This window comes from Rhodococcus sp. NPDC056516 (assembly GCF_042794655.1).
In the GTDB taxonomy this organism is placed as follows: Bacteria; Actinomycetota; Actinomycetes; order Mycobacteriales; family Mycobacteriaceae; genus Rhodococcus_F.
Window position 1 is genome coordinate 267,843 of the sequence record NZ_JBHTTG010000005.1, and the last position, 14,661, is coordinate 282,503.

The 14,661-nt window shown below is 60.8% G+C and carries 14 protein-coding genes and 1 pseudogene; 6 read left to right on the plus strand and 9 right to left on the minus strand.

The features are described from left to right. The first annotated feature begins 10 nt into the window (after positions 1-10). Positions 11-1,924, plus strand: a complete 1,914-nt coding sequence (locus tag ACFQ6Y_RS17035) for an alkyl/aryl-sulfatase (RefSeq protein WP_378634907.1) — start codon at positions 11-13, stop codon at positions 1,922-1,924. A gap of 33 nt (positions 1,925-1,957) precedes the next feature. On the opposite strand, the gene ACFQ6Y_RS17040 is transcribed toward ACFQ6Y_RS17035, so the two are convergent. From ACFQ6Y_RS17040 to ACFQ6Y_RS17050, 3 genes are read right to left on the minus strand one after another with little or no spacing between them, the layout of a single operon-like run. Next, positions 1,958-2,578, minus strand: coding sequence for an L-threonylcarbamoyladenylate synthase (locus tag ACFQ6Y_RS17040; RefSeq protein WP_003945756.1), 621 nt, complete (start codon positions 2,576-2,578; stop codon positions 1,958-1,960). A 26-nt stretch (positions 2,579-2,604) separates the two neighbouring features. After that, complete coding sequence (locus ACFQ6Y_RS17045; protein WP_378535530.1) at positions 2,605-3,030, minus strand: MerR family transcriptional regulator; 426 nt, start codon at positions 3,028-3,030, stop codon at positions 2,605-2,607. A 35-nt stretch (positions 3,031-3,065) separates the two neighbouring features. Next, positions 3,066-4,565, minus strand: coding sequence for a SulP family inorganic anion transporter (locus ACFQ6Y_RS17050; RefSeq protein ID WP_378634911.1), 1,500 nt, complete (start codon positions 4,563-4,565; stop codon positions 3,066-3,068). A 296-nt stretch (positions 4,566-4,861) separates the two neighbouring features. Here ACFQ6Y_RS17050 and ACFQ6Y_RS17055 point away from each other — a divergent pair, with 296 nt between their 5' ends. The 4 genes from ACFQ6Y_RS17055 to ACFQ6Y_RS17070 all read left to right on the plus strand — a co-directional run bounded on the left by ACFQ6Y_RS17055 (position 4,862) and on the right by ACFQ6Y_RS17070 (position 8,424). Further along, positions 4,862-6,076: an Ig-like domain-containing protein gene (locus ACFQ6Y_RS17055; RefSeq protein WP_378634916.1), complete on the plus strand. Its 1,215-nt coding sequence runs from the start codon at positions 4,862-4,864 to the stop codon at positions 6,074-6,076. Between the two features lie 55 nt (positions 6,077-6,131). After that, entirely contained in the window at positions 6,132-7,250 is a 1,119-nt protein-coding gene (locus ACFQ6Y_RS17060; protein ID WP_378634921.1) for an Ig-like domain-containing protein, read from the plus strand. A gap of 288 nt (positions 7,251-7,538) precedes the next feature. Beyond that, a complete protein-coding gene (locus tag ACFQ6Y_RS17065) occupies positions 7,539-7,907 on the plus strand; it encodes a hypothetical protein (RefSeq protein WP_378535539.1) in 369 nt (122 codons plus the stop codon). Between the two features lie 346 nt (positions 7,908-8,253). After that, a complete protein-coding gene (locus ACFQ6Y_RS17070) occupies positions 8,254-8,424 on the plus strand; it encodes a hypothetical protein (RefSeq protein ID WP_378535541.1) in 171 nt (56 codons plus the stop codon). A 45-nt stretch (positions 8,425-8,469) separates the two neighbouring features. On the opposite strand, the pseudogene ACFQ6Y_RS17075 reads toward ACFQ6Y_RS17070, so the two are convergent. The 3 genes and pseudogenes from ACFQ6Y_RS17075 to ACFQ6Y_RS17085 all read right to left on the minus strand — a co-directional run. Beyond that, positions 8,470-9,213 (minus strand): annotated as a pseudogene (locus ACFQ6Y_RS17075) (HNH endonuclease family protein); the annotation flags it as partial. Positions 9,214-9,291: 78 nt separating this feature from the next. Next, on the minus strand, positions 9,292-9,657 hold the full coding sequence (locus ACFQ6Y_RS17080) for a pyridoxamine 5'-phosphate oxidase family protein (RefSeq protein ID WP_378634925.1): 366 nt from the start codon (positions 9,655-9,657) through the stop codon (positions 9,292-9,294). A gap of 110 nt (positions 9,658-9,767) precedes the next feature. Next, positions 9,768-10,136, minus strand: coding sequence for a hypothetical protein (locus tag ACFQ6Y_RS17085; protein ID WP_378448756.1), 369 nt, complete (start codon positions 10,134-10,136; stop codon positions 9,768-9,770). A 704-nt stretch (positions 10,137-10,840) separates the two neighbouring features. Between ACFQ6Y_RS17085 and ACFQ6Y_RS17090 the strand changes: the two genes are divergently transcribed. Next, positions 10,841-11,311, plus strand: a complete 471-nt coding sequence (locus ACFQ6Y_RS17090; RefSeq protein WP_378535545.1) for a hypothetical protein — start codon at positions 10,841-10,843, stop codon at positions 11,309-11,311. 7 nt (positions 11,312-11,318) lie between these two features. On the opposite strand, the gene ACFQ6Y_RS17095 is transcribed toward ACFQ6Y_RS17090, so the two are convergent. From ACFQ6Y_RS17095 to ACFQ6Y_RS17105, 3 genes are all read right to left on the minus strand, one after another. Next, positions 11,319-12,242, minus strand: coding sequence for a DUF2797 domain-containing protein (locus ACFQ6Y_RS17095; RefSeq protein WP_378547447.1), 924 nt, complete (start codon positions 12,240-12,242; stop codon positions 11,319-11,321). Positions 12,243-12,334: 92 nt separating this feature from the next. Beyond that, complete coding sequence (locus ACFQ6Y_RS17100; RefSeq protein WP_378634932.1) at positions 12,335-12,997, minus strand: DUF305 domain-containing protein; 663 nt, start codon at positions 12,995-12,997, stop codon at positions 12,335-12,337. After that, on the minus strand, positions 12,994-14,559 hold the full coding sequence (locus ACFQ6Y_RS17105) for an LVIVD repeat-containing protein (protein ID WP_378535552.1): 1,566 nt from the start codon (positions 14,557-14,559) through the stop codon (positions 12,994-12,996). Before ACFQ6Y_RS17105 ends, ACFQ6Y_RS17100 begins: the two co-directional genes overlap by 4 nt. Between the last annotated feature and the right edge of the window lie 102 nt (positions 14,560-14,661).

Sequence of the window (14,661 nt, forward strand, 5' to 3'; positions counted from 1 at the left end):
GTAAGAGAAGATGACTACACCGTCCGAACTCGACCCCAAGCCCGCCACCGATGCGACTCGCCAGGCGAATGCTCAGGTGCTCCGTGACCTTCCTTTCGACGACACCTTCGACTTCGATTTGATTTCACGAGGTCTGGTGGCGCCGCTCATCGACGGCGGGCTCGTCAAGGGCGACAAAGGGCAGTTCATCTTCTCTTACGACGCCTACGGGTTCGCCGACGGCGACGCGCCGGACACCGTCAACCCGAGTTTGTGGCGCCAAGCGACTTTGATGGGAAAGGGCGGCGGACTGTTCAAGCTCGCTGATCGCCTGTATCAGGTGATCGGCCAGGATTTGTCGAACACGACGATCATCGAGGGCGACACCGGATTGATTATCGGTGACACTCTGATGTCCGCGGAAACAGCCGCACTCGCGTTGGAGTTGTACTACCAGCACCGCCCCAAGGTCCCGGTCAAGGCAATCATCTTCACTCACTCCCACGGCGATCACTTCGGCGGTGTGAAAGGATTTGTCACCGACGAAGAGATCGAGTCCGGTGCCGTAAAAGTCTATGCACCCGACAGTTTCACGGAAGAAGCGATCTCCGAGAACGTGCTTGCCGGTACGGCGATGACGCGTCGCGGAATGTACATGTACGGATCGTTTTTGCGTCCCGGTCCACAGGGGCAGGTATCCGGTGGTCTCGGACTGTCCACTTCGCACGGCACGTCGACGTTCGCCGTGCCGACCGACGTCATCACCGAACCGGTGCACGAAGAAGTCATCGACGGTGTGCGCGTGACGTTCATGCTCGCGCCGGGAACCGAAGCGCCATCCGAAATGCTCTTCTATTTACCAGATTTCAAGGGACTCGGTTCGGCTGAGGACGTCACACACACGATGCACAATCTATACACGTTGCGCGGCGCCAAGACTCGCGACGCCAAGGCCTGGTCGCATTACGTTCGCCTGGCGATGGAGCTCTTTCCCGACGTCGAAATCATTTTCGCGCAGCATCATTGGCCCACATGGGGCAATGAGAAGATTCGCAAGCTCATGTCGGATCAGGCAGACCTGTACAAGTATCTCCACGACCAGACGTTGCGTCTTGCCAACAAGGGACTGACACCCGTCGAGATCGCCGACCAGATCGAGGTACCCGACGCCATCGGAAAGCAGTGGTACAACCGCGGGTACTACGGCTCGCTCAGTCACAACGTCAAGGCGATCTACACCTTCTATCTCGGTTGGTTCGACGGCGTTCCCGCTCACCTGAATCCTCATCCGCCGGTGGAGAACGGCAAGCGCTACGTCGAAGCCGTCGGTGGACCGGACGCGCTCCTGACGAAGGGCAAGCAGGCGTTCGATGACGGAGACTACCGCTGGGTGGCGGAGTTGGTGAACCACCTGGTCTTCGCCGATCCGAGCAATCGGAAAGCGCGAGAGTTGTTGGCGGACACGTACGAACAGCTCGGCTACCAAGCCGAGAACGGTACGTGGCGCAACTTCTATCTGGTCGGAGCGATGGAGTTGCGACATCCGCTGGCACCGATGCCGTCCAACAACCCCACCGGCCCGGCCGTCGTCGCAGTGATGCCGCTCGAACAGATGCTGGACTTCTGGGCAGTTCGCCTCGACGGCCCGAAGGCCGCCGACGTCGACCTGTCGTTGCGATTCGTGTTGTCGGATACCGAGGACAACGTCCTGGTCACAGTGCGCAACGGCGTGCTGAACTACGACATGGACAGGGCAGATTCGTCGGCCGCCCTGACTCTGACCTTGACCCGTGCGGTGTTCAACGAGGTGTATCTGGGGACGACCTCACTCACCGAATCCATCACCTCCGGAACGGCGACGGCTGCGGGGGATCAGTCGGAACTGGAGACGTTCATCTCGCTGCTGGAGGATTTTGATCTGTGGTTCGATATCGTCACGCCGTGACTGATCGACTCCATGATGTGGCCCGGGCGGGGATCACTCGAAACGAGAAGGATCCCCTGCTCCGACGCGCACGATCTCGGGGACACCGGACGAATAGTCGACCACTGTGGTTGGTTCAGTTCCGCAATCACCCGAGTCGATGACCGCGTCGAGCTGGTGGTCGAGTTCTTCCTTGATCTGCCAGCCGTCCGTCATCGGCTCCTCGGCGCCGGGCAGCAGAAGGGTGCTGGAGAGGATCGGTTCACCCAATTCCTGCAGGAGCGCACGCACTACCGGGTGGCTGGGGATGCGCACCCCGACGGTCTTCTTCTTGGCGTGTGCCAGCCGCCGCGGAACTTCCTTCGTGGCGGGAAGGATGAACGTGTATTGGCCCGGGGTGGCGGCTTTCACCGCGCGGAACGCCGAGTTGGTGACGTGGACGAAGTGCCCGAGCTGCGCGAAGTCGGCACACACGAGTGTGAAGTGGTGATCCGACCGCAGATGACGGATCTCGCGGATCCGATCGGTGCCCGAGTGATTGTCCATTCGGGCGCCCAAGGCGTAGCAGGAATCGGTGGGGTAGGCGATGACCGCGTCGTTGCGCAGCATTTCGACGATCTGGCTGATCGCGCGCGGCTGCGGGTTTTCGGGATGTACGTCGAAGTATCGGGCCATCAACTCAGCTTAGTTCAGTCGGCAGATCACGAATGCAGTTCACCGTTCAGACTGTGGTCGGCGAGTAATCCCGTCAGTTCTTCGGCGTAGGCGAGTTGCTTACGTAAGTGTATGCAGCTTTCTTCCGCTCGGGTATGGCAGGCGGTGACGAATTCGGTTGCACCGGTTCGCATCGACGCGTCCGAACCTTCGTCACCGAGCACTGCCAGAGAATCGAGGAGTTGTTTCATTTCTTCGAGACTGAATCCGAGCGGCTTCATTCGTCGGATTACCAGTAGCCGCTGGACGTCGGCCTCGGTGTAGAGGCGGAAACCTCCGGCGCTCCGCTCGGAGGGGGTCACCAGACCGACCTCGTCGTAATGACGGATCGTCTTGATCGACAGTTCGGTGCGCTCGGCAACCTGACCGATCTGCATGTTCTGCCCCTGGCCCGCGTGTTCCGGCTCAGACATCACTCCCACTTTCGTCGCGCTGAGCCTCCATACTCTCAATGACCATCACCCAGGCGACCGGACAGGCGCAGATGGCGCTCGGCCGACGCGCCGTCGAGGCCCACGATCTCGACTTTCTTGCCTCTGGCGGCGTACTTGGTGGTGATGGCGTCCAGAGTCGCCACGGTCGACGCGTCCCAGATATGAGACTCGGAAAGATCGATGACAATGCTCTTCGGGTCGCCGACGTAGTCGAACTGATAGATGAGATCGTTGCTCGATGCGAAGAACAACTCGCCTCGAACCGCATAGACACGGGTGTCCTCGTCTGGATGCGCTACGTCGACAACTTCGGTGAGGTGCGCGACGCGGCGGGCGAAGATCACCATCGCGGCAATCACTCCGACGATCACGCCGTAGGCGAGATTATGGGTCGCGACGGTGACAGCCACGGTGACCAGCATGACCGTTGTCTCGCCGATCGGCATGCGGCGCAAGGTCTTCGGATTGATGCTATGCCAATCGAAAGTTCCGACCGAGACCATGATCATGACGGCCACCAATGCGGCCATGGGAATCAGCGCCACGATGTTGCCGAGGCCGACCACGAGTATCAGCAGGAACACGCCTGCAAGGAAGGTCGAGATCCGAGTGCGAGCGCCGGAGACCTTCACGTTGATCATGGTCTGGCCGATCATCGCGCACCCTCCCATGCCTCCGAAGAAGCCGGTGACGATGTTCGCGACGCCTTGGCCCCACCCTTCTCGGGTCTTGTTCGAGTGGGTATCCGTGACGTCGTCGACGAGCTTGGCGGTCATCAACGATTCCAGGAGTCCGACGAGCGCCATGGCCAACGCGTACGGAGCAATGATCGACAGTGTGTGCATTTCCAGAGGGACGTCGGGGAACAGTAGCGTCGGCAGGCTCGACGGAAGTTCGCCCTCGTCGCCGACGTCGGGAACATCGAATGCGAAAACGACTGTGGCGGCGGTCAGTAGCACGATCGCCACCAGCGGAGCCGGGACCGCGTTCGTCAGTTTCGGCAAGAACACGAGAATCAGCAGGGCGATCATCAGGAGTGGGTAGACGAGCCACGGAACATCGATCAGGTGGGGGAGTTGGGCGATGAAGATCAAGATGGCCAGTGCATTGACGAATCCCACCATGACGCTGCGCGGGATGAAACGCATCAACTTTGCGACGCCGAGGAGGCTCAACACGATCTGGAGGAGGCCGGCCAGGAGGACTGTCGCGATCAGGTAGTCGATTCCGTACTCGCGCGTCAGTGGAGCGACGACCAGTGCGACGGCGCCGGTGGCCGCGGAGATCATGGCAGGTCGTCCGCCGACGACGGCGATGGTCACAGCCATCGTGAACGACGCGAACAGCCCCACCCGCGGATCCACCCCGGCGATGATCGAGAACGAGATCGCTTCGGGGATCAATGCCAAGGCCACGACCAGTCCGGCCAAGACTTCGGTTTTGAGTCGGCGAGGTGACCGAAGCGCGGTTCGTACCGAGTTGTCGATGGTGGATGAAGCGGTGGTTACTGCCATGAGATTCCGTCCTGACGAGGTTCTCAGACTCTACCCTCCCGTAAGGGTAGAGTGTGAACGAGAATGCGACAGCGATGCGAGTGTCGGTCGAATTCTATTTCGCTGCAATGAATCTCGATTGTTTCGATTCAGCGGAAGGGGAAGGCTCGCGTTGGCTGTCAGATGTGACGGCCGGTAACCCTTACCAAGTATTTACCTACTGTGTGGTTTTTGTTGATCGAAAACTGGCCAATTCGGGCGTTCGCTCCGTTACAGTTCGGCGGCAAACGTCAATCAGGTTGTTCCGAGAGGACATCATGTCAAAACGCTTACTGAATGCTGCGCTGCTAGCCGGCCTCCTTGCCGGTGGAACCGCGGTGGCCGTGATTCCGGCGACCGCGGCACCCGTTGCAGAAACCACGTCGACAACTTTTCAGGTCACGTGCCGCGCAGTTCCGAGTGCGTTCTCCGGGCCGTCGTCAGACGGAAAGCCTGCCACGGTGCGGGTCTCGGCTCCGTCGGTCGTAGCGCCAGGTCAAGTCTTCGACATCAACGTGGATCCGGGTAGCGTCCAGATCCCGAACGATGTGAGCGGCGCAAGTGTCAAGAAGATCTCACGTCTGAAGATCGATCTTCCGATTCCGGCCAACGCGGAGTTCGTCTCGGCGGTGGTCACCGATCCGGGCAATGTCGTTGCCGGGAAACCTGCTTCGGTGATTCGTGTAAACGAAGACGGCACTCCCACTCCTGACGGCACGATACTCCGGTTGTCCGGCGCAAACGAAGCGATCGGCAACAGTCCGTCATCGTCGTCGGGAGCGCACGGTGGTCTCGCGATCAATGCTCAGTCCGGTGCCGAGACGAACATCGTCTTTCCGAAGATCAGGATTACCGTGAAGGCCGGGTCTTCCGGCGTGGTCGAGACCAATGTCCGGACCTCGGGCGCTGCAGGTACTTTCGGTGGGCCGGAGTCATTCTTGACCTTCCTCCCTCAGGTCAGTCACTGGCTCGCGGGAACGATCTGGGCGCCTACGTCCTGCTCACCCCGCGACAGCGAGACCGGCCCTCTCAATGCCGGTGCCGGCGGCCTGGCGTCGACAAAAATCGACGGGGACCTGGGACCTGTAGATCCTGAGCCCGGCACTGACGTCGTGACCACACTCGAAGGACCGGCTACCGCCGTAACCGGCACCAAAGTGTCCTTCGCTACTCACGTCGAACCGGAAAATGCCACGGGAACAGTCCAGTTCATGGTCGACGGCAAGCCCGCCGGCGAACCGCGGCCGGTGGTTCGCGGTATCGCCCGCCTGGATCTGACCTTCGGTAAGGCTGGAATCAAGTCTGTGACTGCGGTGTTCACCGCTACCGGTGACGAGGCGAAGCACATGTCTGCGGCACACATTCTCACCGTCACCGGCGATTCAACAGGTCCGGTCGATCCTAACCCGACCGATCCGGGCACGCCGGGCGGTCTGGGCAGCCTCGAGTCCGTTCTGCCGCAGCTGCCGACGGGTTCGCTCGGCGGCAAGTGATCACGGATCTACTTCACCGAACACTCGATGCCCGAGTTCTTTTGAAAGGCAATACATGAACCCCCGTTCTCTGGCTGTTTGCGCAGCCGTACCCGCTCTCGCGGCCGGACTCCTCGCTGTGTCCGCGCCGACAGCAGCAGCATCAGATGCCGTGACACGAACAGTTTCCTTCGAACACAAGTGCCGGGTCGACGGCGCCACCGATTGGGATTCGTCGTTCTCCGACAACATGGAGGTCACGGCGCCCACGTCCGTGCGTCCCGGCGAGCAGTTCACGGTGAAACTCCATCCCGGCACCATGCGTAGTTCGGATTCGGACACCGGTCGAATCAAGTACGACGTTGCGCTTCCGCAAGGGGCAACACTGGTTTCGTACTCTCTCGTCGGTGATTCGTCGTCCAACTTGACCGGCGAAGCTGCGGTACTGCTCCGTGTGGGTGCAGACGGAAATGCGAACGCCACCGGTGAATATTTGCGCATTACCGGGACCAGCAACAAAACTGTCAACGACGGTCCGAGCGCGAACGACAACAAGCCCAAGGAAGGGCTGCAGGTCAAGGCCAACACGGACTTCCGTCTGCCGGCAGTCGAATTGAAACTCGAAGCTCGCTCCGACGAGGGCAATGCGACGACGCACTTGCGTGCAGGGGCTTCGAGCCCGACTATCAAGATCAAAGACACAAGCATGAGCTTCGGCGAGTCCCGATGGGTCAATGCCGCTGGGTATTGTGTTGCTTCGGGCGACGGACGCGGCGCCCTCTCGACTACAGAGGTCTTCTCGACCAACCAGACCGAGACGACGGTCGCTGTCGCACTAGAGGCACTGACGGGCGAAGACGTCAAGATCGCGGCGAGCATCGACCCGAATCCAGGTGAGGGAACAGTCGAGTTCTTCGACGGCGATACCAAGATCGGCAGCGCCGCAGTCGATTCGAATGGCCATGCTGAACTGGTCTGGCCGTTCCGCGACCAGGGCGAGCATCGCATCACCGCAAAGTTTCTGGGTACCAAGAAGTTCAGTTCTTCGGAATCTGCGGACAAGACCGTGACCGTCACCGTGCCTGGTGTCATCGTCGTCGAGCCGGTGGATCCGACGGATCCGGAAACACCGGGCGGAACCGGAAGCCTCGGTGACATCTTCTCGAAGCTGCCGACGGGCTCACTCGGAGGCTGAGTCACCCAAACGGCAGGGGAGCGTCGACGTTTCGGCTCGAATCTGGGTGTGTGGTCGAATACTGGAATGACAGGTTCGAATCATGTCGAGAGCCGCAACGCCGGCGTTCCCTGTTTTTCTCAATGGGAGTCTCCGTCACGGAAACCGGGCCGGAACCACAAAAGGTAGCTCACCAAAACTCGTGCCCTTTTACTACCGTTGGTTGAAGAACTGCGCGATCCGCGGGTTCTTACATCAACAAGCCTTCGAACTCGCCGCTGCGGTTCAGGTATGAACAAGGTAGGGAAAATGCGCAAGGTTGGTTTGCTCGCGTCCGCTGCGGCAGTAGCTGTCAGTGTGGCAATGATCGGGACGTCTACGGCTTCAGCAGCGCCGGGAAGCATTCCCGGACACGGGCTGTTCGACGTGCCGTGGGAGGTGTTGCCGGGAACCTACACGACTTCTGGACCCGAATCGGCTGACATGCCATGCATTTACGGCCGAGCAAAAGTTGGCGGCGACGGTGAATTGAATGTCCTCGAGTTCGAAAGCACCCTCGAACCGGCGACGGTCACGATTCTCTTGACGGATTCTCGCTTCACCACCGCATATTGCGCTGATTGGAAGAGAGTGTCGTCAATCGGATCGTTGGACCTCGGATCACTTTTCGGGTCATAGACGTCTCCTGGTTTGACATGAATATCGGATATGGCTGTTCTTGCCATTTCGATTGAACACTCGGCTCGCGGATGCGCTCGTTCGTCTCGAGTTGCCGACCACTCGTCGCATGAGTCGACGACCAGGGACGTTGGCCCTCGGTATTTACCTACCACTCGGTATATTCTGCGAAGGTACGGACTTCGTGAACCGATGTGAGTTGGCTCCGGGGGACGTGCCGGCCTCGCAGGACCGCCCGCAAAGTCAGCCCGGTGAGGCCACCAGAAGTTCGCGCATTTCGACAGATTGCCGCTGGGTCCGTCCGCTACGAGGGGAGCGGACGGACCTGACAGCACGAGAGAGTGCCATGCCTGAACGTGGTCAAAGCAGAGTGGACGCGGGGATCATCGCCGTTGTCGCGATCGTTACCGGTGTGTTCGTTGCACTGACCGGTCACGGTCTCGTTGCAGCGCTGGCCACCGTGTTGGGGCTCGCGCTCGGAATGGCGATTGTGCGGTATCTGATCAAGGGCCGCTGATCAAGGGCCACTGATCACTGGACTCTGATCACCGTAAGAGTTTCAGCAGGTCGTGAGAATGTCGGCGATGGTGTCATGTTCGGCTTGGGTGACCCACAAACCGTATGCCGCTTTGACTTCCACTTGAGCAGTCACGTACTGGCAGCGGTAGGCCTTGTTGGGTGGCAGCCACGACGCCGCGTCGGAATCCGACTTCTTCTGGTTCGTGGGTCCGTCGACAGCGCGCAGGTTTCGAGGGTCGTTGGCGAGATTGGTTCGCGTTTGCGTATCGAGCTGCTGTGCGCCCTTCTGCCAGGCATCCGAGAGTGCGACCACGTGGTCGATCTGGACTGCAGAAGACGTGTCCTGGCCGCGAGTGAACGCGATGGTCTTGTTCGTGTACGGGTCACGGAGCGTGCCGGTTTGGACGGAGCAGCTTTTGGAGCCGTCCTTGAATGTCAGGTCGGTGAGGTCACGCCGCAGGATGTCGTTGCGCGTATCGCAGCCGTTGTGGCCGAACTCGACGGTGACGTCGTCCGTCCAGGCCGTACCGAACAGTGCGCGGTCGTAACCGGTCTTGGGTGCGCGTCCTTTGACGGGGATCTGTGCCAGCAGTTCAATTGCGGCGGACGAAGGAGTCGAGGCTTCGGTCGCGACCGTCGTCGTGACGCCGGATCCGATTCCTGAACCGAGAGAAGATGTTTCGGGTGCATCGGCCTTGGAATTGGCGCAGCCTCCCAGCACGATCACGGCAGCGATGCCGATGGTGACGCCGGTGATGCCGCGCCTGTGATGTGCCGTGCGTGCCATGTGCGAGAGTCCATTTCTTCGAGAGATGAACTACAAGTATGTCATTCGCGACATTTCGGGCTGAACCGGCACCTCCCGTCAGTCCGGTCGAAGTAGCCACCGCTTCACCGGGACGGAGACTAGAACTCGCGGGCCGTCGCGAGTCTCATCTGCGGCGTCCCATCCGTCGTATTTCTTGCCGAAAAGTCGCAGGAGATCACCGAACTCGTCGATGTTGCGATGAATTGTTGCGAGACCCTGTGCGACCCACGGGTCGCGTGTGGAGCCGTCAACCGCCAAGGAGACCCGAGGATCGTCCAGCAAGTTCCGGACCTTCCGATTCCTTTCGGCGCTCGGAATCCAGAATGTGTTCTGACGCAGCAAGAACCAGACCGGAGTCGTGTGCGGCGAGCCGTCAGTTCGAAGGGTGGTCAACCACACGCAAGGAGTGTCCGCGATAGTCACGGTCTCAGTATCGGTGCCCGCCGGAGGTACACAAGTCACGATGCGAAACAAACAAGGCCCGGTTGTCGCCGTGCGGCGATCTCCGGGCCTTGTCGGGAGGTGTGGAAGCTTCAGATCTCGATCTTGGGGGTCTGTTCGCCCAGCTTGTGGCGAGCGAGTGCCAGGTTCGCACGTGCGCGGTCGAGGACGAGGTACACGAACAGCGTCGAGAGTCCGGGCGTCTCGAGGACACGAATGAGGTGGTACTGGTTGCTCAGGGTAATCAGGATGTCTTCCAGGGTGTCGGTAATCCCCAAGTTACTCATCGTGCGGAGCTTTGCTCGCACAACCTCGGAGTTGCCGGCGCCGGCGTACTCGAGGCTGAATGACGGGTTGCCGCTCATGCCGAGAACCATTCCGCTGTCGGCGTCGACGACGGCTACACCGCTGGCACCGTCGATGCGCATCAATTCGCCGAGGATTTTGTCGATGTTGCTCATTACTTCTCCTTGGTTGGACAGAGCCGCGCGGGGCGACTCCAGGTGATGCTTCGGTGGTGAAGTCATCGGTACATTTCGAGGTGGAATCGTTGGTTGCGGCGTCGGGGGTGGGCCGGGCGGCAACTGTTCAGCCTGTGAGATTTGGGGGCTTGCTCCGCTATGCGCAGATGAGCGGCCGTTCGACGACTCGAATTCGTCGATGCGGTCTGCGGGCAGCCAGCCGTCTCCAGGGGGTGCGTTGAGCGGCCATCGCGTGTCTGTCTCGTAGTCCGGGACCGGCGGCTGGAGTTGTGGATACACCGGCGCAGTCAGTGGTCGCTTGTACGGAATCGGTTGACCGCCCGCGTCGCCGACGTTCGCGAACCAGGCGGCGTACCCGGGATCGCTGCGATCGAGGTTTTGCCCGCGATCGTCATCATCCTCCCGGGAACCTCGTCGACGAAAAAGTCCCACTCGTTCCAGCCCCTTAAAGACGAACTCTTTCCGATCGGTGCGTTCCGGATGAACGCGGCAGACCGGACAATCCCACCCGTAGTTACTTTGCAGTTAAATCACCGTAGCATGGGTTTGCGAAGGCGGTATACGGTCCAATACCGCAGACGGGAGGACGAGGCGCTCGGATTCGGCAGGCTGCGCGGGCGATTGTCGCTGATCGGCGATGCCGGTCCGTTCGAACCTCAGTGGCCCTCTGGCATCCTTGAGGGATGAAGAAAACGATCACCGGGTTCATCGGTGCCTGCTCGCTGGTGGCGCTGGTTGCCTGCGGTTCTGACGGAGACAAGCCGACCGAGGTCGGAACACTCACTTCCTCCGCTTCGGCGACCACCACGGCGACGCCGACGGCGTCATCCGAGGCTCCGGCAACGTCGTCGGACATGACTACCGAGGCACCTTCGGTCGAGTCGAGCGCTCCGGTGGAGGTTCCTTCGGACCCGAACGCAAGCTCGGCGCTGCCGCGGACATACGCGCAAGCCTGCGCCGACGTTCTCCGGTACCTCGACGCGTACCAGCCGGCAATCGACCAGTCGGGCGAGGAAATGGGTATGACGCGTGAATCATTGGCAAACGACATGATGACGTCCATCCAGGCTTATCCCGAATGGTCGAGCTTGTCTGCCGACGAGCAGGCCGAGGTCACTCGCGGATTCGCCGCAGCGACCGCAGGAAGCTGCTGACTTCCCTTCAGAACAACGATTCCTGAATCGCCACGCCAGGGGATACGAACTCGCCGACGGTGATGGTTCGACCGACCAGTCCGGACACGTCCGCGACAAAGCGTGGTGATTCAGGGTCGGTGTCGATCCGCAGCGATGCGATCGACCCGGCAAGGCCCTCCAAATACAGAGAATGCTCCCCGGACTCGAAAGTGTGCGGATACGCGATCAACGGTGCCGCATCGAAGACCACGTCGGCGCACGCCGGCGCCGTCCATTCTTCGGGAGCCTCCAGGATCTCGATGCCGTCGATGTCCGCCCCGATGTCCTTCAACTCGTCTTTGATCGACGATACGAAGTGATGCAAAGACTTTCGGAGTTTCTCGCGATCCAAAGAACCCGTCAGTGCTTCGATCTTTCGAGACGTACGGATGGCCTGGCTCAAGTGGAACTCTTCCGACACCCGGGCTTCGAGCGAACGGATGCTGTAACCGTCTGTCGACCGCGCGACGAACAACGCGCAGACTGCTCCCTGCTCGGCGACTCGCGGATGCTTGCGGAACTCGGACGCCGTCCCCACCTTCATCTGACCGCCGGCGAATACGTCGACGTAGAGCCATTGTGGTTGTGCGAGGTAGGTACGCACGTTCGGATGAATGTGCGCACCGCTGACGTGTGCCTGATGAACTGTGGTGAACCCCTCACGGTTTCGGCACCGATCGCATTGGCGTCCAGCAACGACGGTGGCCCCGCGGTCACACGGCGAGTGGCCTGAACCTTCTGCGGTGAGATCTCGCCACCCGAGGCAACGGCGGCCCTTCGCTTTGTCGACGGAGAATCGCAGTACCGAGTCGTGAGTGAAGAACGTCGTAGCGGAAGTGGTGTCGTCGACGCATCGGATCCGTGGTGCTGTCGGGTTCGACCATTCGATTCCGCGGACGAGCAGGGTCATGATGAAGTGTCGATTCCTTCTGGACGAGACGTCGTCGCGGTTGGCGCGGTAGTTCGCAGGTCGACACTTATGGTAGTCAGTGCACGTGCGGTTCAGTGCAGTGGTTGTGCCCCGCGTTGCCCGAGCATCAGTGTCATCAGCCCGGATTCCTGACTCTGGGTGTTGATCATGTCTCGGGCGGACTGTTTCACCGGCCCACTCTCGAGTAGTGCATCGGCGGCCTGCGCCATGGCGATCCCGCCGCGGTGGTGGCGTTCCATCAGTTGAAGGAACATGACCTCGGCATCGCTGCCCTGAGCGGCGCCCAATCTCTCGAGTTCCTCGGTCGTAGCCATTCCGGGCATGACCTCGGTGTCTGTGTCGGGCGCATCGGGTGCCGGGTGATGATGGCCATCGCCGGTGCCGCTGACGGATGCTTCCATCCACCCCATCGGCGTTCTACTGTTCGGTGGTACACCCGCCAGTCGGAGCCAACCGAGCATGACGCCGATCTCGGTTCGCTGAACGTCGTCGATCTGTTGGGCCAGCCTCGTCACTGCCTGGTCCACATCGGGACTCAGACGCGCGAGAATGAAGAGGGCCTGCTGATGGTGGGTCGCCATGTCGTGCACGAATCCGATTTCGGTTTCGCTCAGAACGGCTGTCTGCGTATGGTTCTCGGGCGCAAACAGGGGGCGCAATGCTGCGCCGAGTACGAGCAGCATCAGGGCCGCCGCGACCAGCGCGACGGCTTTGACCGATCGCGTAGCCGTCATGATCCGACAGTTGTTTTCTGGTCGGTGGGAGGTGTGTAGACGCCGTTTTCGAGCTGCATGGCAACAAAGCCGTTGTCGGCGCACGTCGCCCACAACGTGGTCCCTCGCCATTCGGGTGGGGAGAAGCACCAATCGGTGGAGATGTCGCCGAGAGCGACCATGCCTGACCGCGAACTCAGCGCTTGGCCGGGGTCGAACTGACCTTGCGCGATCGACTGCGCAATTGCCGGCGTGCTGAGAATGGGTACCCCGATGAGCGAGGCGAGAGCATGCGGCGAGTTGGCGAGTTGGAGATTGTCGCCGGTTCGGGCGGGTGGGTTGAAGTACGCAATTTCGTGGACGTCGAAGGGATCTCGAACATCGAAGACCCGAATCCCGCTCGAGATCCATCCACATGCCAGCGCCGTCGGGTCGACTGGGCGATCGGCGGAACAGTAGTGCGATTCGTACGCGAACAGCGATCCACCGGCAGCGGACGCCAGCGCGGTGTCTTGATTCTCCGGCAGATTGATTTCCAGCTTCACCGAGTTGACGACGGTCGGTTCGTTGTCATTCGAGATGTCGATCAATTTGACGCCGCCGGAACCACCCTCGTCGACGGTGAACAGGTACGGCGAACCGTCGTAGGTGACCGGAATGCTGTGTTGGGTGGCCCAGCCGTCGGTCCACGAGAGCTGGGACAGTTGGCGCACTCGCGGATTCGGGACGCGGCGCTGAACCTCACTGATGTCGAGAACATGTATTCCGCCGAGATTGTTCGACAGGTACATGCGATTTCCGTCGGGACTGATGCCGAAGCCGTGGGTCGACAACCCGATGAGGTCCTGCCAGATGACGCGGGGGTTGGCGGGATCGGTGAGATCGACGGCACTCACAACACCGGGCGCGGTGCCGGAAGACCAGTATGTGTTGCCGTCCGGTGAGAATCCGCCTTCGTGATTGGTGATGGGCAGCAACATTCCCAGATCGGTTCCGGGGCCGGGGTTGAGTAGTTTCGGGTGCGCGCAATCGGAGATGTCGTAGACCGACATCAGGCCGACGCCGGTCAAGAGCGGAACGCCCGTGCCCACCAGCAGCTTTCGTGCGGTGTTGACTTTGAGACTCTCCCACGTTCCGGCGAGCATCGCGGGTTCGGTCAGGGTAGCGGTGAGTGCGGGGTTGGCAGGATTCGATACGTCGAGAACTTGGACACCCTGCGCGGGGCCCAGGAGGTTTCCGGGGAAGAAGCTGCCGACGTACGAGCAGTGTTCGAAGTTGGTGGACGTGATTCCGCCGCCGCGACCCGAGTAGCCGCCGATCTGAGACATGTTGCAGCTGTATCCGTCTCGGCTGCGTCCGCTGTTTCGGTCCTCGGCGGGCACATCGCCCTGCAATCCTGTCTCGGGCATCGAACCGGGCCCGCATTCCGCGCGACTTGCTGCATTCGAGCCGACGCCTGAAGCCTCGAGGATGGAGCCGGGGGCAGCGGCGGGTTCGGCAGCGGCAACACACACCGGAAGGATGGTGATCAATGCGACGAGCGCGATGGCAGATCTGGTTCTGATGGTCGTGAACGATTTCATCGAGTCCAACTCCCGGTGCGGGATTGCCTTTCGTATCTCTCACGGACAGACGTGCCTCACGGACAGGCAGCACGGAGGGCAGGCGCGTGTTCGAGCGCTCAC